At 63.5% G+C, this 19,958-nt stretch carries 17 protein-coding genes; 8 read left to right on the top strand and 9 right to left on the bottom strand.

Features of this window, described 5'->3' with window-relative positions:
• Positions 1–118 precede the first annotated feature (118 nt).
• Positions 119–1,123, bottom strand: coding sequence for a rhamnose ABC transporter substrate-binding protein (rhaS, locus tag V3C40_RS17880; RefSeq protein WP_331778152.1), 1,005 nt, complete (start codon positions 1,121–1,123; stop codon positions 119–121).
• An 85-nt stretch (positions 1,124–1,208) separates the two neighbouring features.
• On the bottom strand, positions 1,209–2,039 hold the full coding sequence (locus tag V3C40_RS17875; RefSeq protein ID WP_219328629.1) for a DeoR/GlpR family DNA-binding transcription regulator: 831 nt from the start codon (positions 2,037–2,039) through the stop codon (positions 1,209–1,211).
• Positions 2,040–2,352: 313 nt separating this feature from the next.
• Here V3C40_RS17875 and V3C40_RS17870 point away from each other — a divergent pair, with 313 nt between their 5' ends.
• The 3 genes from V3C40_RS17870 (at position 2,353) to V3C40_RS17860 (ending at position 6,963) form a co-directional block, all read left to right on the top strand.
• The gene (locus tag V3C40_RS17870) at positions 2,353–4,461 is read left to right on the top strand and encodes a bifunctional rhamnulose-1-phosphate aldolase/short-chain dehydrogenase (RefSeq protein ID WP_331778151.1); all 2,109 of its coding nucleotides are present in this window, start codon (positions 2,353–2,355) and stop codon (positions 4,459–4,461) included.
• Between the two features lie 52 nt (positions 4,462–4,513).
• Positions 4,514–5,809: an L-rhamnose catabolism isomerase gene (gene rhaI, locus V3C40_RS17865; RefSeq protein ID WP_331778150.1), complete on the top strand. Its 1,296-nt coding sequence runs from the start codon at positions 4,514–4,516 to the stop codon at positions 5,807–5,809.
• A 140-nt stretch (positions 5,810–5,949) separates the two neighbouring features.
• Complete coding sequence (locus V3C40_RS17860) at positions 5,950–6,963, top strand: bile acid:sodium symporter family protein (protein WP_051991317.1); 1,014 nt, start codon at positions 5,950–5,952, stop codon at positions 6,961–6,963.
• Here the strand turns inward: V3C40_RS17860 and V3C40_RS17855 are convergent.
• Both V3C40_RS17855 and V3C40_RS17850 read right to left on the bottom strand, forming a co-directional pair.
• Positions 6,915–8,378 (bottom strand): UdgX family uracil-DNA binding protein, encoded by a 1,464-nt coding sequence (locus V3C40_RS17855; RefSeq protein ID WP_331778149.1) that lies wholly within the window; start codon positions 8,376–8,378, stop codon positions 6,915–6,917. The genes V3C40_RS17860 and V3C40_RS17855 overlap by 49 nt on opposite strands.
• A complete protein-coding gene (locus tag V3C40_RS17850; protein WP_331778148.1) occupies positions 8,375–9,607 on the bottom strand; it encodes a putative DNA modification/repair radical SAM protein in 1,233 nt (410 codons plus the stop codon). The genes V3C40_RS17855 and V3C40_RS17850 overlap by 4 nt, the downstream gene beginning before the upstream one ends.
• Before the next feature lie 137 nt (positions 9,608–9,744).
• Between V3C40_RS17850 and modA the strand changes: the two genes are divergently transcribed.
• Genes modA through V3C40_RS17830 form a run of 4 tightly spaced genes read left to right on the top strand, consistent with a single transcriptional unit; the run spans position 9,745 to position 12,702 of the window.
• Complete coding sequence (modA, locus tag V3C40_RS17845) at positions 9,745–10,503, top strand: molybdate ABC transporter substrate-binding protein (protein WP_331778147.1); 759 nt, start codon at positions 9,745–9,747, stop codon at positions 10,501–10,503.
• A gap of 15 nt (positions 10,504–10,518) precedes the next feature.
• A complete protein-coding gene (gene modB / locus V3C40_RS17840) occupies positions 10,519–11,196 on the top strand; it encodes a molybdate ABC transporter permease subunit (protein WP_034752530.1) in 678 nt (225 codons plus the stop codon).
• Between the two features lie 11 nt (positions 11,197–11,207).
• Positions 11,208–11,909, top strand: a complete 702-nt coding sequence (locus tag V3C40_RS17835) for a sulfate/molybdate ABC transporter ATP-binding protein (RefSeq protein ID WP_219328634.1) — start codon at positions 11,208–11,210, stop codon at positions 11,907–11,909.
• Between the two features lie 25 nt (positions 11,910–11,934).
• A complete protein-coding gene (locus V3C40_RS17830) occupies positions 11,935–12,702 on the top strand; it encodes a TOBE domain-containing protein (protein WP_442907303.1) in 768 nt (255 codons plus the stop codon).
• A gap of 91 nt (positions 12,703–12,793) precedes the next feature.
• Here the strand turns inward: V3C40_RS17830 and V3C40_RS17825 are convergent, their stop codons facing one another.
• A complete protein-coding gene (locus tag V3C40_RS17825; RefSeq protein ID WP_331778145.1) occupies positions 12,794–15,874 on the bottom strand; it encodes a response regulator in 3,081 nt (1,026 codons plus the stop codon).
• A gap of 239 nt (positions 15,875–16,113) precedes the next feature.
• On the opposite strand from V3C40_RS17825, the gene fnr reads away from it, so the two are divergent.
• Positions 16,114–16,872 carry a fumarate/nitrate reduction transcriptional regulator Fnr gene (fnr, locus tag V3C40_RS17820; RefSeq protein ID WP_034752524.1) on the top strand — a complete coding sequence of 253 codons (759 nt, stop codon included), beginning with the start codon at positions 16,114–16,116 and terminating at the stop codon, positions 16,870–16,872.
• 3 nt (positions 16,873–16,875) lie between these two features.
• Here fnr and V3C40_RS17815 read toward each other — a convergent pair whose 3' ends face one another.
• Genes V3C40_RS17815 through V3C40_RS17800 form a run of 4 tightly spaced genes read right to left on the bottom strand, consistent with a single transcriptional unit; the run spans position 16,876 to position 19,958 of the window.
• Entirely contained in the window at positions 16,876–17,400 is a 525-nt protein-coding gene (locus V3C40_RS17815; protein ID WP_034752521.1) for a FixH family protein, read from the bottom strand.
• Positions 17,401–17,454: 54 nt separating this feature from the next.
• Positions 17,455–18,837, bottom strand: coding sequence for a cytochrome c oxidase accessory protein CcoG (ccoG, locus tag V3C40_RS17810; RefSeq protein ID WP_331778144.1), 1,383 nt, complete (start codon positions 18,835–18,837; stop codon positions 17,455–17,457).
• Positions 18,838–18,841: 4 nt separating this feature from the next.
• Positions 18,842–19,762, bottom strand: a complete 921-nt coding sequence (gene ccoP / locus V3C40_RS17805; protein WP_034752517.1) for a cytochrome-c oxidase, cbb3-type subunit III — start codon at positions 19,760–19,762, stop codon at positions 18,842–18,844.
• On the bottom strand, positions 19,755–19,958 hold the full coding sequence (locus V3C40_RS17800) for a cbb3-type cytochrome oxidase subunit 3 (RefSeq protein WP_034752515.1): 204 nt from the start codon (positions 19,956–19,958) through the stop codon (positions 19,755–19,757). The genes ccoP and V3C40_RS17800 overlap by 8 nt, the downstream gene beginning before the upstream one ends.

The raw sequence follows: 19,958 nt of genomic DNA, 5'->3' as shown, positions 1-19,958 counted from the left end.
TCGCACGTCGGGTTAGCGCGCCAGCGCGTAACCCGACAACATTGTTGGCTTTACCGGTGATATCGGATTACGGCGCTTCGCGCCTGATCCGACCCACGGCCGTCGGTACACAAACAAATCAGAATATCTTCGAGAACTTGTCGACGTTATCCTTGTTGTAGGTGAACGGCGGCGCCAGCGCCGCTTCGCCGCCCGCATCGAGTGTCAGCTTGCCCATGCGGCCGACGGCGATGCTTTCGCCCGGCTTGCCGCTGGCCTTGCCGGTGACGAATTGATGGGCGGCATACGTGGCGGCGTAGCCGAGGTCGATCGGGTTCCAGATGGCAAAGCTTTTCACGGCGCCGCTCTTCACGTGGCCGGCCATTTCCGACGGTAAGCCCAGGCCCGTCACATACACCTTGCCCACGAGTTTCTCGTCGACCACGGCCTTGCCGGCCGCATTGATGCCCACGGTGGTTGGCGCGATGATGGCTTTCAGGTTCGGGTTGCTGCGCAGCAGGCCGATCGCTTCGCGGTAGCTCTTGTCGGACTGGTCGTCGCCATACACGGTGGCCACCAGCTTGATCTTGGCGTACGCAGGCTGGGCCAGCGTTTTTTTCATTTCGCCGATCCAGATGTTCTGATTCGTCGCCTGCGCCGTGGCCGACAGGATGGCGATCTCGCCCGTGCCGCCGATGGCGTCGGCCGCCATTTCAATCTGTTTCTGGCCGATCAGGGCCGGGCTGGACGGGTTCAGCTGCATCAAACGCCCCTCCTTGGCCAGGCCGCTGTCGAAGGAAATGACCTTGATGCCTCGCTGCATGGCTTTCTTGGTGATCGGCACGAGCGCATTGGCGTCGTTGGCGGAAATGACGATGGCGCTGACCTTCTGGCTGATCAGCGAGCTGATGATTTCGATCTGCCCTTCCGCCGTCGCCGTGGTGGGCCCCGTGTAAATGACTTCCACGTCGCCCAGCTGCTTGGCCGCCTCGTTCGCGCCTTCGTGGGCGGCGTCGAAGAAGCCGTTGCCCAGGCTCTTGACGACCATGGCGATCTTGATTTTTTCCGCCGCCTGGGCACTGGCGGCCAGGCAGCCGATCATGCACATGCTCAATGCCGTCACCATCATTTTTTTCAATTTCATGCCGCGTCTCCTTTTTTATTGTTGCTGCCGGGGCGGTAGACACCATGTCTCCAGCCCTCTGTTTTTGTCACTGACTAGGTATTGCCTATTGCTCTTGCCACGCCTGCTCCGCCGGCGACAGCGGCGCCGCCATCGCCTCGGGGGCGACGGCCAGTACCTTGACGCCCGACTGCTCCAGCATCTGCACGGCCGCGTCCGAAGCGCCCGTGTCCGTGATGACGCAGGACACGCGGTTCAGGCCGCACAGGATCAGGCCTGCCTTCCTGGCAAACTTGGAACTGTCAGCCAGGACAATCAACTCCTCGGCCTGGCTGATCAGGCGTTTCTCGGCCTGGATCAGCAAGGGATCCGCTTCCATCAAGCCCAGCATCGACAGGCCGTATACGCCCATGAACATTTTTCCCGCGTAATGATGCTGGCTGATGTCGTTGTCGAAGGGACTCAGGATGACGTTTTGCTCGCGATACACCTTGCCGCCGGGCAGGATGATTTCATTCTCGCTGGACATCAGCAGGCGCTCGGCCATCAGGAAGGAATTGGTGAGGATTTTCAGCCGCTTGTCGACCAGGAACTCGACCATGCGGTAGGTGGTGGTGCCGCCATTGATGATGATGGTGTCGCCATCGGCGCACAGGCCGCAGGCGTGGCGGGCGATGGCGCGCTTTTGCGCGGCGCAGCGGTCCAGGTTGTTTTGAAAGGTTTCGCCCGACAACGCAAACGTGCGCTGTTTTTTTTGCGGCAGGCTCTCGGCGCCGCCGCGGGTGCGGGTCAGCAAATTGCGCTCGGCCAGCCAGGCGATATCGCGCCGCACCGTCGCCGGCGAGGAATTGAGCCAGTCGACCAATTGGTCGACGCTCGCCACGCTATGTTCGGCGAGTAGTTTCAGCAAGCCTTTGCGGCGTTTGTGATTAACCACGTTGTCTCCTTTTTGAGTCCTCTCCCGTACCAGCTGCCCGGGGACGACTTCTTTATCGGTGAGCCAGCCTAAGCAGTTGAGCAGTGCATGTCAACAATCAATCAATCAACATCGTGATTATTTGGATAGCGCGCAAATGCGTGATCGGAGTTCCAATCAACCTGGTGATTATTTGCGTTTCCCTCACGTTTTTGATTGCTTGTTGATTGACATGATTGGCACGCTGGCTTCTACTGAGTGCTGCCGTCATGGCGTCCCGCACACAGATGCGGCCATGGCGATCCGCACGCATAACCAAGAATGGAGACACTGTATGACCGCCACGATGGACACCACACCACCTGCGCCCATGGCCTCGCTATGGGACGATGCGCACGCCGCGACCTTGAGCGAACCGGAGCTTTTGCTGTACCGTTCCAACCTGCTCGGTTCCGACATGCGCATCACCAATTTCGGCGGCGGCAATACCTCGGCCAAGATCCGCATGACGGATCACCTGACCGGCGACGAGGTCGAGGTGCTGTGGGTGAAAGGCTCCGGCGGCGACCTGGGCAGCATCAAGCTCGATGGCTTTTCCACCCTGTACATGGACAAGCTGCGCGCGCTGAAGGGCCGCTACCGTGGCCTGGCGCTGGAAGATGAAATGGTTGCCTACCTGCCCCATTGCACCTTCAATTTGAACCCGCGCGCGGCCAGCATCGACACGCCCCTGCACGCCTACATCGCGCGCAAGCACGTCGACCACATGCACCCGGACGCCGTGATCGCCATTGCCGCCTGCGCCAACAGCCAGGCACTGACACACAAGATTTTTGAAGGCGAACTGGGCTGGCTGCCGTGGCAGCGTCCCGGCTACGACCTGGGCCTGAAACTCGAAGCGCTGTCGCAGTCGCAGCCGCATTTGAAAGGCATCATCCTCGAAGGCCATGGCTTGTTTACGTGGGGCGATACGGCCAAGTCCTGCTACGAAACCACCTTGGCCATCATCAAGCGCGCGGAAGACTGGCTGGCCGCCAACACGACGCAGCCGGCGTTCGGCGGCGCCAGATTCGCACCCTTGCCGGCGCACGAGCGCGCGGCCCTGGCGCAGCGTTTGATGCCTGTGCTGCGCGGCAAGATCAGCCAGGACGAGTACAAGCTGGGCCACTTCGACGACAGCGCCAACGTGCTCGAATTCGTCTGCAGCGCCGACCTGCTGCCGCTGGCCGCGCTCGGTACCTCGTGCCCCGACCACTTCCTGCGCACCAAGATCCGCCCCTTCGTGATCGACTTCGATCCGGCCTATCCTGATTTTGACCGTTTGGTCGCCGGCCTGGACGAGGCGCTGGCCGCCTACCGCGCCGACTACCTCGCCTATTACACGCGCTGCAAGCACGACAACAGCCCCGCCGTGCGCGACGCCAACCCCATCATTTATCTGATCCCCGGCGTGGGCATGCTGTCGTTCGCCAAGGACAAGGCGACGGCGCGCATCGCCGGCGAGTTCTATGTCAATGCCATCAATGTGATGCGCGGCGCCAATGGCGTCGACACCTATGTGGGCTTGCCGGAACAGGAAGCGTTCGACATCGAATACTGGCTGCTGGAAGAAGCCAAGCTGCAGCGCATGCCCAAACCCAAAAGCCTGGCCGGGCGCATCGCCCTGGTGACGGGCGGCGGCGGCGGCATCGGCCAGGCCGTGGCGCGCCAGCTGCTGCAGGAAGGCGCTTGCGTGATGCTCACCGATATCGACGGCGCCGCGCTGGAAGAGGCCGAGCAGAGCCTGCTGAAGGTGGCGGGACGCGACAATATCGCCACGGTGCGCGCAAACATCACGGCCGAAAACGACGTCGAGGCCATCCTGAACGCGGCCGCGCTGCGCTTTGGCGGCATCGACCTGCTGGTGTCGAACGCCGGCATCGCTTCCTCGGCGCCGCTGGAAGAAACGACCCTGGAGATGTGGGAACGCAACCAGTCGATCCTGGTGACCGGCTACTTTCTCGTCAGCCGCGCCGCTTTCCGCATCATGCAGCAGCAGAAGCTCGGTGGCAGCATGGTGTTTGTCGCCAGCAAGAACGGTCTGGTGGCATCGGCCGGCGCCTCGGCCTATTGCACCGCCAAGGCGGCGGAAATCCATCTGGCCCGCTGCATCGCGCTCGAAGGGGCGCCGCACGGCATCCGCGTCAATGTGGTCAACCCCGATGCCGTCATTCGCGGTTCGCGCATCTGGGATGGCAAGTGGAAGGAAGAGCGGGCCGCCTCGAACAAGATCGAGACGGGTGACATCGAGGAATTCTATCGCCAGCGCAGCATGCTCAAGCGTAGCGTGCTGCCGGAAGATATTGCCGAAGCCGTGTATTTCCTTTCCAGCGACAAGGCTGCCAAGAGCACGGGCAATATCATCAATGTCGACGCGGGCAACGCGGCCGCATTTACACGTTAATCTAAAAAAACGACGCAGCCGGCCATGGCGCCGCTGCGCGCAAGGAGACAAGATGCATACCATGATCGACAGCGGCCTGGTGGCCGACCACAATGCCAAGCTGCAAGCGAACCTGGACGCCGACTATGCGGCCCTGGCCGGTGTGCTTGCCCGCCGCGGCCAGGACATTGAAAAACTGACGGCGCTGGCGCAGACGTTTGCCGTGGCCGTACCCAGCTGGGGCACCGGCACGGGCGGCACGCGCTTTGCCCGTTTCCCCGGCCTGGGCGAACCGCGCAACGTGTTTGAAAAGCTCGAAGATTGCGCCGTCATCAACCAGCTGACGCAAGCGACGCCCGCCGTCTCGCTGCATTTTCCATGGGACAAGGTCAGCGACACGGCCGCCCTGCGCGAGACCGCCCAGGCTTACGGCCTGGGCTTTGACGCCGTCAATTCGAATACCTTCCAGGACCAGGCCGGACAGGCGCAGTCGTACAAATACGGCAGCCTGACGTCGCACAGCGCGGCCGTGCGCGCGCAGGCCGTCGAGCACAATATCGAATGCATCGAACTGGGCCGTGCGCTGGGCTCGACGGCGCTGACGGTGTGGGTGGGCGATGGCGCGAATTTTCCGGGCCAGCACAATCTGCGCGGCGCGCTCGAGCGCTACCTCGACAGCATGCGCGACATCTACGGCGCCCTGCCGGCCGACTGGCAATTATTTATTGAGCACAAGCTGTTCGAGCCGGCCTTCTATGCCACCACGATCGCCGACTGGGGCACCAGCTTTGCCTGCGCCAGCGCGCTGGGACCGAAGGCCAAATGCCTGGTCGACCTGGGCCACCATGCGCCGAACACGAACATCGAAATGATCGTCGCGCGCCTGGCGCAGTTCGGCAAACTGGGCGGCTTCCATTTCAATGACAGCAAGTACGGCGACGACGACCTCGATTCGGGCAGCATCAACCCTTTCCAGCTGTTCCTCGTGTTCAACGAGCTGGCCGATGCGGCCGCGCGCGAGGGCGCCGCCTTCAACCCTGCCTACATGCTGGACCAGTCGCACAATGTGACGGACCCCATCGAAAGCCTGATGAGCAGTGCCGTCGAGGTGCAGCGCGCCTTCATCCAGTCCGCGCTGGTCGACCGCGCCGCCCTGCGCCACTACCAGGAAGCCAACGATGTGCACGCCTCGGCGCAAGCACTGAAACAGGCGTTCCGCACCGATGTGAGCGCCATCCTGGCGATGGCACGCCAGCGCTCGGGCGCCGCCATCGACCCTGTGGCCTGCTATCGCGGCAGCGGCTATCGGGAGCAGCGCGGCGTGGCGCGCCCCCCGAAGGCAGGCGCCAGCAGCAGCGGTATCGTGTAAGGCGGGTAGCGAGTGGGAGCCGTGCTGCTTCCAGGCAAGCCGCCTGGAAGCAGGTAGAATGGCTGGCACTGGCGCCGTTCCCGGCGCCGTTTGTCATCCCCGGCACAGCGTGTAAGGCTGCGCCGTTACCAGGCTACCGCATGTCTTCTTTTTCTCCCGCTGCCCTGCTGCGCAATCTGAAACCCGATAATTTCACCATCGCCCTGCTTGTCACCGTGGCGCTGGCCACCTTCCTGCCCTGCACGGGCCAGACGGCCGTGGTCTTCGGCAACATCACCACGGTCGCCATCGGCGCCCTGTTCTTCCTGCACGGCGCCAAGCTGTCGCGCGAAGCCGTGGTGGCCGGCGCCATGCACTGGCGTTTGCACTTGCTGGTGCTGGCCAGCACCTTTGTCCTGTTTCCGCTCTTGGGCCTGGCCCTGCGCCCGCTGGCGCTGACCTTCCTCACGCCCGACCTTTACATGGGCATCTTGTTCCTGTGCGCGTTGCCGTCCACCGTGCAGTCCTCGATCGCCATGACGGCCATGGCGCGCGGCAACGTGCCAGCCGCCATCTGCAGCGCCTCGGCCTCGAACTTCATCGGCATCTTCCTCGCCCCCATCCTCGTGGGCTTGCTGGTGGCCAAGGGCGCGGAAAGCAAGTCGTCGGTCGATGCCGTGCTGTCCATCGTCATGCAGCTGCTGCTGCCCTTCCTGGCCGGCCAATTCCTGCGCCGCTGGATCGGCCGCTGGGTCGACCGCCATAAAGCCACCTTGAAATACGTCGACCAGGGTTCGATCTTGCTGGTGGTCTACACGGCCTTCAGCGAAGCCGTCAGCGAAGGCCTGTGGCATACGATTTCCGTGGAAACCCTGGTCGCCCTGGGCCTGATCAGCACCTTGCTGCTGGCGCTGGTGCTGGGCATCTCGACCTTCGTCAGCCGCCGTCTGGGCTTCAACAAGGAAGACGAAATCGCCATCGTCTTTTGCGCCTCGAAGAAAAGCCTGGCCAGCGGCGTACCGATGGCCAAGGTGCTGTTTTCCACCCGTTCGCTGGGCATGGTGATCCTGCCGCTGATGCTGTTTCACCAGATTCAGCTGATGATCTGCGCCGTGATCGCGCAGCGTTATGCGCGGCGCGATGAGGGACAGGATGTGCCGGCCACGACGCTGTGATGGCTATCCTGCTCTAGCCGCAGCGCCTGCCGCAGCCCCGCCAATATGACCGCGTAAGCCTGCCGCCGGCTGGACTCATCCGGCGCGCGCAGCACATACGCCGGGTGATACACGGTCACCACCGAGCGTCCCGCATGCTGGACCGGCGTGCCGATCAGCGGCGTCATGCTCGTCGCGCCATCCTGCAGGATGGACTTCAAGGCCGTGCTGCCCAGCGCCACGATCACCTGCGGCTGGACGCGCTCAATCTCTTCTTCCAGCCAGCCATGACAGGCGAGGATCTCGCGTTGCGCGGGCGTCTTGTGCAGGCGGCGCTTGCCGCGTGGTTCCCATTTGAAATGCTTGACGGCGTTGGTCAGATAGATGCTGTCGCGCGCCATGCCCGCTTCCTGCATGGCTTGCTCGAGCAGCGCGCCGGCCGGGCCCACAAACGGCAGTCCCGCCAGGTCTTCCTGGTCGCCCGGCTGCTCGCCCACGAGCATGATGCGCGCCTGTGCCGGGCCAATGCCGGGCACGGCTTGCGTGGCGCTTTTCCACAGTTCGCAGCGGCGGCACTGGTCCAGGCTTGTCGCTACCTCGCGCGCCGGCTGGGCGCGCTCGGCGGCAATCGGGATCATGGCCGCGCCGCTGCGCTGGCCCACGCTGGCCGTCTGGCCCGTGCGGCGTTCGCCGTTGGCGGCGCCGCTGAGCATGGCGGGCACGATGGCGCCTTCCGGCAGGTTTTTCCAGAAACGCGAGGGGATATGGCTGTGCAGCAAATCCGCATTCACGCGCGCGGGATTGAAGATGCTGCGGTAGTAGGTCAGCCATAGCGCTTCGCCCGCATCGTCGATGTCGGCCGCGCCTTGCATCAGTGCGGGGCCCGCGTGCAAGGTCGTGCCATCCCACAGCATGCTGGCGGCGGGCGTGGCGATCATCCAGCTGGTAGCTCCCATGCGGCGGGCAAAGTGGCGCGCCACCTGCGGCAGCACCTCGTGCACGGGTTCGAACCAGGCGACAAAACGGGGCGCGCCCTCGCATTCTGGCCGCTCGCGAAAGCGCACATACGCATGCATGTCGTGCTCCTCGCGGTGCACGGCCTTGACCATGGCGTGCAGGCGCGCGCCGTCCGCGTCGGCCGGCGACATCACGTCGTGCTGGCCCAGCTGCCAGCGCCACAGCACCTGGTACAAAAAGGCCCAGCGGTCAGGCACGTTGAAGCAGGCGGCCGCCTGCAGCAGTTCCACCAGGGGACGAGGCAGCCGCAGCCGTGGCGCACTGGTATCCGTGGCATCCGGCGCGGCGGAAAACAGGTCGCCCTCACCGCCTTGCGACTGCCAGGCAACGTCGGCAGGTGGCACGCCAAGCGCGATCAGTTCCCTTGCTGCAGCGCGCCACTCGTCGAACGACTGCGCCAGCCGCACCACCGTACTCATGCGGCTTGCAGCTCCGGCCACAGATTCATTTGCTGCGGTGCCTCCGCCATGGCACGCCGCAGGTGTTCCGAGGCGGTGGTGTCGCGTGCGGGAAAGTAGTCGGCCGTGATGATGAAGGGGGCGATTTTCTTCATGCTGCAGCGCAGGCGCGACAGGTCGGCGTAGCGCACCTGCCGCAGCCTTCGCAGGTCGACGATGCGCTGGGCATTGCGCAAGCCGATACCGGGCACGCGGGCGATCATGTGCTGCGCCGCGCGGTTCAAGTCCAGCGGAAAATGTTCGCGGTGGGCCAGCGCCCACGCCAGTTTTGGGTCGATATCGAGCGCCAGGTTGCCGCCCGTGGCGGGCAGCAGTTCGCTGGCCTGGAAACCATAGCTGCGCAGCAGGAAATCGGCCTGGTACAACCTGTGTTCGCGCAACATCGGCGGCGGCGCCAGCGGCACGCTTTTCGGGCTGTCGGGGATCGGGCTGAAGGCCGAGTAGTACACGCGCTTGAGTTTATAACTGCCGTACAGGGTCTCGGCCGTGGAGAGGATCTGCTGGTCGTCGCTGGCGTCGGCGCCGACGATCATCTGCGTGCTTTGCCCGGCCGGCGCGAAACGCGGCGCGCGCGGTTCTTCCGCTTTCTCGTCGAGCTTGCGGCGTATCGACCCCATCGCCAGCTTGATCGTGTGCACGCTTTTTTCCGGCGCCAGCTTTTGCACGCTGTCCTGCGTCGGCAGTTCGATATTGACGCTGAGCCGGTCGGCATAGCGGCCCGCCTGCGCGATCAGGGCCGTATCGGCGTCCGGAATGGTTTTCAAATGGATGTAGCCGCGGAACTGATGCACCTCGCGCAACTCGCGCGCCACCTGCACCAGTTGTTCCATCGTGTAGTCGGCCGACTGGATGATGCCGGAACTGAGGAACAGGCCGTCGATGTAGTTGCGCAGGTAAAAGTCGCTCGTCAGTTTCACCACTTCGGCCACGGTAAAGCGCGCGCGCGGCACGTTCGACGTGCGGCGGTTGACGCAGTACTGGCAGTCGTACAGGCAGTAATTCGTCAGCAGCACTTTCAGCAGCGAGACGCAGCGCCCGTCCGGCGTGTAGCTGTGGCAAATGCCCATGCCCGAGGTGGCACCAAAGCCATCCTTGCCGATGGAATCGCGCCTGGGCGCGCCGCTGCTGGCGCAGGACGCATCGTACTTGGCCGCGTCGGCCAGGATTTCCAGCTTGTCCGTCAATTCCATGGCTCACCTCAATATACTGTGTTTATATACAGTATATCAGGGAATGCAGCTTGCGCTGGCTTGACCTGTGCGATGGCAGAGCGCTATATATCGGTGTATATTACGGACCTGGTTCTCTTCTCATCAAGGATACGATCATGCGCCTCACCTCCCTCGCCACACTGCTCGGCGCCGCCCTCTTCGCCACCGCCGCCTCGTCCGCCCTTGCCGGTGAAGTGGTCGTGTCGGCCGCGGCCAGCCTGACGAATGCATTCAAGGAGGCGGCGCAAAGCTACGAGGCGCAGTATCCGGGCAGCAAGGTATCCCTGAACTTCGCCGCTTCGGGCGTGCTGCTGCAGCAGATCGTCAAGGGCGCACCCGTGGACGTGTTTGCCTCGGCCGACCAGGAAACCATGGATGCGGCGCAAAAGCAGGGCTTCGTCTTGCCGGCCGAGCGCATGGACTTCGTCGGCAACAGCCTGGTGCTGATCGTGCCGCACGATAGCAAGCTGGGCATCAAGAGCCTGGCTGACCTGACGCACAAGGGCGTGACCCGCGTGGCCATCGCCAATCCAGCCAGCGTGCCCGTCGGCCGCTATTCCGAAGGCGCGCTGAAGAAGGCGAAGCTGTGGGACGCCGTGCAACCGAAAGCCATCGGCACGCAGAACGTGCGCCAGTCGCTCGACTACGTGGCGCGCGGCGAAGTCGATGCGGGCTTTGTCTACGCCACCGACGCGGCCATCATGAAAGACAAGGTGAACGTGGTGCTGGAGGTGCCGCTGGACGCGCCCGTGCTGTATCCGATCGCCACCATCAAGGGCAGCGGCAATGCCGCCGAAGCGAAGCGCTTCGTCAGCTATTTGCAGACGACGCCGGCGCAAGCCATCCTGGCCAAGTACGGCTTTAAAAAGCCATAAAGCAAACGAACGCGCATGGATATCGCCTGGACCGCGCTGGCCCTGTCGCTCAAAGTGGCGGCGTGGGCCACGGCGCTCAACTTGTTGCTCGGCATCGGCACGGGCTATCTGCTGGCGCGCACGCGTTTTCCCGGGCGCGAATTGCTCGACGCCCTGTTGACCCTGCCGATGGTGATGCCGCCCACCGTGCTCGGCTACTACCTGCTGGTGCTGCTGGGCCGGCGCGGCACCCTGGGTATCTGGCTGCAGGACAACTTCGGCATCAACCTCATCTTTACGTGGCAGGGTGCCGTGATCGCTTCCACCGTGGTCGCTTTCCCTCTCGTCTTCAAGCCCGCGCGCGCCGCCTTCGAGGCCGTCGACGGCCAGCTCGAGCAGGCGGCCCGCGTGCTGGGCATTTCGGAAATGGCGATTTTCTTTCGCGTCACGTTACCGCTGGCCTGGCGCGGCATCCTCGCCGGCGTGCTGCTGGGATTCGTGCGCGCGCTGGGCGAGTTTGGCGCCACCCTGATGGTGGCCGGCAGCATTCCCGGCAAGACACAGACCCTGTCGGTGGCCGTGTATGAAGCCGTGCAGGCGGGCCAGGACGACGTGGCCAATACGCTGGTCGTGATCATCTCGGTGGTCTGCATCGTGGTGCTGCTGTCGGCTGGCCGCCTGGCGCCCGGGCGCGTCGCGCACAAAGGACGCTGAGGATGACGCCCATGCAACTCGACCTCGACATCCGCGCCACCTTGCGCTCCGGCAAACGCCGCTTCGACCTGCAGGTGCAATGTACGTCCGGCAGCCAGCGCATCGCCATGTATGGCCCGTCCGGCGCCGGCAAGAGCATGACCCTGAAAGCCATTGCCGGACTCTTCACGCCGAACGAAGGCCATATCCGCCTGAACGGGCGCACCTTGTTCGACTCGGCCGCCGGCATCAATTTGCCGCCGCAGCAGCGCAATGTCGCCTACCTGTTCCAGGATTACGCGCTGTTCCCGCACCTGACGGTGCGCCAGAACGTGGGCTTTGGCCTGAGCCGCGGCTGGTTCAATCCGCGCGCGCGCGAAAAATTACAGAAGGTCGAGCATTGGCTCGACGCCTTCCACTTGCAGGAACTGGCGCACCAGTTCCCCGACGAGTTGTCCGGAGGCCAGCGCCAACGGGTGGCGCTGGCGAGGGCGCTCGTGGCCGAGCCGTCCGCGCTGCTGCTCGACGAGCCGTTCGCCGCCCTCGATCCGGCCCTGCGTGTCAAAATGCGGCTGGAACTGAGCCAGTGGCAACAGCGTCTGGACGTGCCCATGATCCTGATCACGCACGATCCGGAAGATGCGCGCATCCTGGGCGAGCACGTGCTGTACTTGCGCGACGGACAGATCGATAACAGGGAAGACCACATGGCATTGGGTGAACGCATTGGATAAAATCGGCTTGCAAGGCTCGCTATGGATGACGGTGGGCGGGGAAAACCTGGGCGGCGCCGGCAGGGTGGAATTGCTGGGCGCCATCGCCGAATGCGGTTCCATCACGCAGGCGGCCAAGTTGGTAAAGATGAGCTACAAGGCGGCCTGGGACGCCATCGACGCGATGAACAACCTGGCCGGCGAGCCGCTGGTCGAGCGCCTGACGGGCGGCAAGGGCGGCGGCGGCACGCGGCTCACGCAACGGGGACGCCAACTGGTCGACAATTTCCGCATCATCGAGCGCGAACATGCCCGCTACCTGCGCCAGCTGGGCAGCCAGGCCGAAGGCATCGCCGACGATCTTTTACTCATACGGAGAATGGCCATGAAAACCACGGCACGCAATCAATTCCTGGGCAAGGTGGCTGAACTGAAACCGGGCGCCGTCAACGATGAAGTCACCCTGGAATTGCCGGGCGGCCAGCACATCGTTGCCATCGTCACGCAGGGCAGCAGCGCAAGCCTGGGCCTGGTGCCGGGCGCGGAAGCGTTTGCGCTGATCAAGGCTTCGTCCATCATCCTCGTGGCCGACAGCGAAGGCGCACGCTTTTCCGCCCGCAACCAGCTGGCCGGCACGGTCACGCGCGTGCAGACAGGTGCCGTCAACACGGAAGTGGTGCTGGACTTGCCGCGCGGCGGCACGATCGCCGCCATCATCACCAACCAGAGCTGCACCGACCTGGGGATCGCCATCGGCGGCAGCGTGACGGCGATGTTCAAGGCGTCGAGCGTGATTCTCGGTGTACCGGCATAAGTGCGTAGGTCGGATTAGCGCAGCGTAATCCGACAACATTGTTGGCGCGTCCTGTCGGATTACGCGCGTAGCGCTAATCCGACCTACCCTTTTAATCCTTCAACCGCGACAACCAATCCGCCGCCGCCGCCAGCGCCAGTTCCAGCTCCTGCGCCGTGCGCGCCAGCAGGCTTGGGACTTCATCCAGGCGACCCGCGTCGATGGCTTCCTCGGTGGCGAACGCGGCGCGGATCAGGCGTTTCGTGCCCAGGGTGCCCACGGAGCCGCGCACGCTGTGCAGGATGCGCGCCACGTCGCTGTGGCGGCCCGCCTGCAATGCCGTTTCCGCGTCGCGCACGGGCGTCATGCCCTTGTTCAGCGCGTCTTCGACCATGCGCCGCAGCACGCCGCGCCCCTTCGCGTCGCGTCCCATCACGCGCATCAGCGGCGCCATGGAAAACACCTCTTCATCGGCGACGCGTACGGGCTCGGCCGTCTGCACTTGCGGGCGTTTGGGCAGGTGGCGCAGGATGACTTCCATCATCTCTTCCACCACGACGGGCTTGGCGATGAAGTCGCTGATGCCGGCCGTCATGCAGCGCTCGCGCTCGGACGCCAGCACGCCGGCCGTCATGGCGATCACGGGCAGGCTCAGGCGCAGTTCCGTGCGGATGATGTGGGTGGCGCTGAAACCGTCCATGACGGGCATCTGCATGTCCATCAGCACGATGTCGTAGCGCAGCGCTTCCGTGCGCAGCCGTTCCACGGCTTGCAAGCCGTCGCCCACCACGTCGAGGGTGGCGCCCATGTGTTCGAGGATGCCGCGCGCCACGGCCTGGTTCAAATGATTGTCTTCCACCAGCAGGAAATGCACGCCGGCCAGTTCCGTGCCCAGCGGCTGGTGCAGGATGCGCTGCTCGCCGCCGTCGTTCTTCGTGATCAGGGCCTGATGCAGGGCATCGAACAGGCTCGATCCCGTGATCGGCTTCATCAGCACGACGTCGGCCTCGGCCGCGCTGGAGATTTCCTCGAGGTGGTTGCGGGCGAAGGCGTTGACCATCACCACGATGGGCTGGCGCTGGCCGCTGGCCGCCTGGCGGATGGCCTTGGCCGTGGCCAGGCCGTCCATGACGGGCATGTGCCAGTCGGCCAGCACCACGTCGTACGGTTGCTGCTGCGCCAGGCGCTCGCGGTACAGTTCGATGGCGGCAAAGCCGGAATCGACTTCGTCGGCCAGCCAGCCCCATGCCTCGATCAGCTTGACGATCAGTTCGCGCGTGGTGCGGTTATCGTCGGCCACCAGCAGGCGCAGCTGGCCCAGGGCCGGCGTGCGCCGCGTTTCGGCCGGCTGCGCCAGCATCTCGAACGGCACGCTGAACCAGAAGCGGCTGCCCTTGCCTTCGCTGCTGGCGACGGCGATGTCGCCGCCCATCATGTGGATCAGCTGCTTGCTGATGGCCAGGCCCAGGCCCGTGCCGCCGAAGCGGCGCGTGATGCTCTGGTCGCCCTGCGAAAACGCGGCAAACAGCTGCTGTTGCTGCAGTTCCGTCATGCCGATGCCCGTGTCGCGCACTTCGAAGCGCAGCCAGGCGCGGCCGCTCTCGCTCCTGCTCTCGGCCAGGCTGACGGCCACCACCACTTCGCCGTTCTCCGTGAACTTGATGGCGTTGCCGGCCAGGTTGACGAGGATTTGCTGCAGGCGCTGGGCGTCGCCCACGAGGCGCCGCGGCACGTCGGGCTCGACGGCGATGGCCAGTTCCAGTTCCTTTTCGCCCGCATTCATCGTCATCGTCGTGGCCAGGGTATTCATGACTTCGTCGAGGTCGAATTCGACGGGCGACAGTTCCATGCGGCGCGCCTCGATCTTCGAATAATCGAGCACGTCGTTGAGGATGCCCAGCAGCGACTGGCCCGCCACGCGCACCATGGTCAGATACTTGCGCTGTTCCGTATCGAGCTTGGTATTGCCCAGCAAATACACCATGCCCAGCACGGCATTGAGGGGCGTGCGGATTTCATGGCTCATGTTGGCCACGAAATCGCTCTTCGCGCGGTTGGCGGCCTCGGCCCGGTCGCGTTCCTGCTCCAGTTCGGCCGCGCGCGATTCGAGTTCCTGCTGCAGGCGGTCGCGCTCGCTCATCAGGCCGTTGAACGCCTCCGTCAGTTCGCCGATCTCGTCGCGCTGCTGCACCGGCACGGGGGTGAAACGGCTGCCGCTGGTACGCAGGGCCAGCAGGGTGTCGCGTAGGCGCACCAGCGGCGACAGCAGGCGCACGGTGACCCAGCCCAGAACAAATGCGGCTAGCAGCGAAGCGAGGATGCTCCACAGCACCAGCCGGTACAGCACGCCATCGAACGGTTCGAAGGCGTCCGCGACGGGCAGCGAGGTAGCCAGCAGCCAGTTCACCGATTTCAAACGCTTGAAGCTGTTGACGGCCGTGATGCCGCGGCTGTTCGTGCTGACCATGCTGCCTTCGCCATCTTCCTTCAGCAGCTGGGTCGTCGTCAGGTTGGCGTTCGGCTGGCGCGGCTGCAGCAAGCGGCTGGTATCGGGATGCAGCACGTAGCGCGGCACGGCGCCGCGCGTGAGGATGAAGTAATAGCCGCTCTTGCCGATCTTTTCCGAGCGCAGGCGTCCCAGCAGGTTGTCCTTGTACAGGCGCAGCACGCCGATCACCACGCCGGCCACCTGGCCATCGGCGGCCAGCACGGGCGCGACCATCTGCACGATGGGCATGCCGCTCGACTTGCCGAGCATCGGCTCGGTGATCATGGGCTGGCGCGTGCGCAGCACGGTCTGGAAATACTCGCGCTCGGCAACGTTGATGCCGGCGCGCCCCGCCACTTCCGGCATGTCGGCCACGACGGCGCCATGTGCATCGAGCACCAGCACGTCGTCGAACAGCACCAGCATCGAGCGGCGCGAATAGTATTCGCGCAATTGGGCCGGCTGGGCCATCAGTTCCGGCGGCTGCTGCCTGGCCGTCAGGGTGACGATCTGCAGCAGCATGCCCAGCTTGTCGTCGAGCTCGGCAGCGGTGCGGCTGATCAGGGATGACTGCTGGCTCAGCAGTACTCGGGTGAAGTCGTCGCGCATGTGCTGCACCTGGATCATGGTGACCAGCGCGATCATGGCGATCGAGGTCAGGCTGGTGGCCAGCGCGACTTTTGCTTTGATGCCGAGAGGCTTCATGATTTCCTTTTCAGTACCGGGCGGCACAGGCGGCAGATAATGCTGTTAGGAATTTTCCTATCAATACATCAAGTTGGCAAGCGGCGCCGCGCAAATGGCCCTCCCCGCATGGGCTTTTGACGATGTTGCCATATAATTAAAGTCGGAACGTCGTTTATTCGCCGAAATTGCGGTGAAATTGGCACACGGCAACCCTGTATGCAGTAAACTTGTTGTTGCATTTTCTAAAAGGTACCGACATGACTGAAGCGCTACTCACTCCAACCTTGCCCACAGTGACCGTGGAAGCGTTGCGTGCGCGATGCTCGACCTGCAGCATGCATCAATTGTGCCTGCCGATGGGCCTCGATATGGGCGACATGGACAGGTTGGACCAGATCATCGGCCGCCGCCGCAAGATCGTGCGCGGCGCCTCGCTGTTCCGCATCGGCGACTCGTTCCAGAACCTGTACGCGATCCGCCTGGGACACTTCAAGACGTACCAGATCAATCCGGGCGGCGAAGAGCAGGTGACGGGTTTCCAGATGGCCGGCGAACTGCTGGGCATGGACGCCATCAGCGCCGACCGCCACCACTGTAATGCGGTGGCGCTCGAAGACAGCGAAGTGTGTGAAATCCCGTTTTCCAGCCTGGAACAATTGTTGGGCAATATGCCGACCCTGCTGCGTCATTTCCACCGCATGATGAGCCAGGAAATCACGCGCGAGCAAAGCGTGATGCTGTTGCTGGGCAATATGCAGGCGACGCAGCGTTTTGCCGCCTTCATCGTCAACCTGGCGTCGCGCTACGAAGCGCGCGGCTATTCGAGCAGCAAATTCCAGCTGCGCATGTCGCGCGAGGAAATCGGCAACTACCTGGGCCTGACCATCGAGAGCGTCAGCCGTTTATTGTCGAAATTCAAGAAGGAAGGCTGGCTGCGCGTCTCGAACCGCGAGATCGAGATCCTGCAACCAGCCAAGCTGAAAGCCATTACGGCAGGCACGGACGTCTGCAAGTAAGGCTTATAACTCTTCGTCCGCATGCAGCGCGATGCTGCGCTGCACGGGCCAGGTCCAGATGCCGGACAGGCGCCACTCGCGCTTGTCGTTTTCCACCAGCACCTGCCAGCGGCTGCGCTCGAGCATCGGCAGCGCGACCGAGAAATTGCCGGCCGCATCGGGCTGCACCAGCAGCTTGATATCTTTTTCCGGCAGGGTCGCATGCGCCAGGTGCAGCTGCAGCGGTCCCTGGTAGGCCTTGCCGAAGCTGTGCACGGAACCGCTCAGGCGCGCTTGCGCCACGTCGTACGCCAGGCTCGTATCCATGGCCAGGTCGCTGGCGATCGTGTCGCGCTTCAAATCCTGGTTGATCGCCTTGCCCTGCTTGTAATAATCGCCCACCACCAGCGCGTCGGGCTGCGTAAAGGCGATATAGCCCATGAAGCTGCCGACGACCACGGACAGGCCGGGACCGATCATCAGCAGCCATGGCCAGCGATGCTTGTACCACGGTGCAACGGGAGGCTGCAGTTTCAGACTGTCGGACATGGTATTTCTCCTCTGTAAACGGCCAGCCCCCGTGCGGGGACCGGCCTTCCTGCATCACCGCGGCACGATGAAGACCGCGCTTTCACGCACATGCAGCGACGGGTTGTCCAGCGATTGCAATTCGATCGCAATCTTGTTCGACCCCTTCTCGCCCACGCCGTGCGGCACGCGCAGGCGGATCGGCCAGCCCAGCGTTTCCGTCGGCTGCAAGGTCACTTCTTCGCGCGTCAGCAAGGTCAGGCCCGGCAAGCCGGAAGCGCTGATTTTAAAATGCTGGCTTTGCTCGGACGTGTTCATGATCTGCAGGCGGTAGACGTTTTCGATCATGCCGTCTTCCACTTCGCGTCCCATCGAACCGCGGTCGCGGATCACGTCCATTTTCAGGGGCGTGCGCAGGGCCAGCGACGTACATACGGCGATGATGATCAGGGCCAGGATGGAAGTGTAGATCAAGACGCGCGGGCGCATGGCGCGCTGGCGTATCTGCTTCGAATTGAAGTTGTTTTCCATCGCATGGTCGGTGCTGTAGCGTATCAGGCCACGCGGCCGCTCGACCTTGTCCATCACGCTGTTGCAGGCATCGACGCAGGCGGCGCAGCCGATGCATTCATACTGCAGGCCGTTGCGGATATCGATGCCGGTCGGACACACCTGCACGCACAGGGTGCAGTCGATGCAGTCGCCCAGCTTGTCGTTGTTGCCGGCCTTCTTGCTCATGGCGCCGCGTGGTTCGCCGCGCTTGGCATCGTAGGTGATGATCAGGGTGTCCTGGTCGAACATGGCGCTCTGGAAGCGCGCGTAGGGGCACATGTATTTGCACACCTGCTCGCGCAGCCAGCCCGCGTTGCCGTAGGTTGCCAGGCTGTAGAACAAGACCCAGAACCATTCCCAGGGACCGAAATTCAAGGTGACCACCGATTGCGCCAGTTCCTTGATCGGCGTGAAGTAGCCGACAAAGGTAAAGCCCGTCCACAGGGCGATGGCGCCCCATACCACATGCTTGGCCGTCTTCTTGAATGCCTTGCGCACGGACGGGCCCTGCTTGTCGAGGGCCATGCGCGCGCTGCGCGTGCCCTCGATGCGGCGTTCGACCCACAGGAAAATTTCCGTGTATACCGTTTGTGGGCAAGAGAACCCGCACCACACCCGCCCGGCAATGGCCGTGACGAGGAACAACAAATACGCACAGATGATCAGCAGGGCCGCCAGATAGATGAAATCCTGGGGCCACAGCACGACGCCGAAAATGTAGAACTTGCGCGTGGTCAAGTCGAACAGCAGGGCTTGCCTGCCATTCCAGGTCAACCACGGCAAGCCGTAGAACGCGAGCTGGGTAAGCCATACGCATACCCATCGCCAGGTAGCGTAGCGTCCTTTGGCCTCGCGAGGGTAGATCTGCTCGCGGGCCGCATACATCTTGATGACTTGAGGTTCCATTACATCATTTCACGGGCGTCTGAGGATTCGACAGGCTCCAGACATACGCCGACAGCACGTGTACCTTGGATTCGCCGAGGAAATCGCTGAAGGCCGGCATGGTGTTGCTGCGTCCCTTGCGTACGGTTTCCATGATGGTATCGGCGCTGCCGCCGTACAGCCAGACCTTGTCCGTCAGGTTCGGAGCGCCCAGCATCTGGTTGCCCTTCGCATCGGCGCCATGACAGGCCATGCAGGCGCCAAACTTGGCTTTGCCCAGCACGGACTTGACGGGATCCGAGGTCGAACCGGACAGGCTCAGCACATAATGGGCCACGTTCTCGACATCCTTTTCGGAACCGAGGGCGGCGCCCATCGGTGGCATCTGCCCATTGCGGCCGTGCAGGATGGTGGTCTTGATGATGTCGGGTTCGCCGCCATACAGCCAGTCCTTGTCCGTCAGGTTGGGGAAGCCCTTGTTGCCGCGCGCATCCGAACCGTGGCATTGCGCGCAGTAGGTCAGGAACAGGCGCTGGCCGATGGCTTGCGCCTGCGGATCGGCGGCCACCGTCTTCAAGTCCTGGCTCAGGTACTTGTTGAACAGGGGGCCGTAGTCGGCTTCCGCCTTCTTCAGCTCTTCCTCGTACTGGCCCGTCGATTTCCAGCCCAGGCTGCCGGCATAGTTGCCCAGGCCCGGATACAGGAACAGGTAGGCCAGCGCGAAGACGATGGTGATGTAGAACAGCCACATCCACCAGCGCGGCATCGGCGTATTGAGTTCCTTCAAGTCCTCGTCCCAGACGTGGCCCGTGGTGCCGTCGGCGGGGGCGCCGGCGACCACTTTCACTTTCGACTGCGAGTACAGCAGCACGCCACAGCCGATGATGCCCAGCAGGGACAGCACGATGATGTAGATATTCCAGAAGCCATTGGTAAAGTCAGCCATGGTTATGCTCCTTCGCCAGGTTCATCTCGGCCTCGGCCGGATAGTCGAGCGCGTCGTCGGCGAACGGCAGGCGTGCCGCCGCGTCGAAGTCGCTGTTGCTGCGGCTGAACGTCCACCACAGGATGCCCACGAACGTCGTAAAGGAAACCACCGTCATGACGCTGCTGGCGCTGTCAAACAGGTTTTCGATTGCCAT

This window comes from Janthinobacterium sp. LS2A (genome assembly GCF_036543145.1).
Classification (GTDB): domain Bacteria; phylum Pseudomonadota; class Gammaproteobacteria; order Burkholderiales; family Burkholderiaceae_D; genus Janthinobacterium; species Janthinobacterium aestuarii.
Note: the sequence above shows the minus strand (reverse complement) of the source record. Positions and strands in the feature narration are given on the sequence as shown.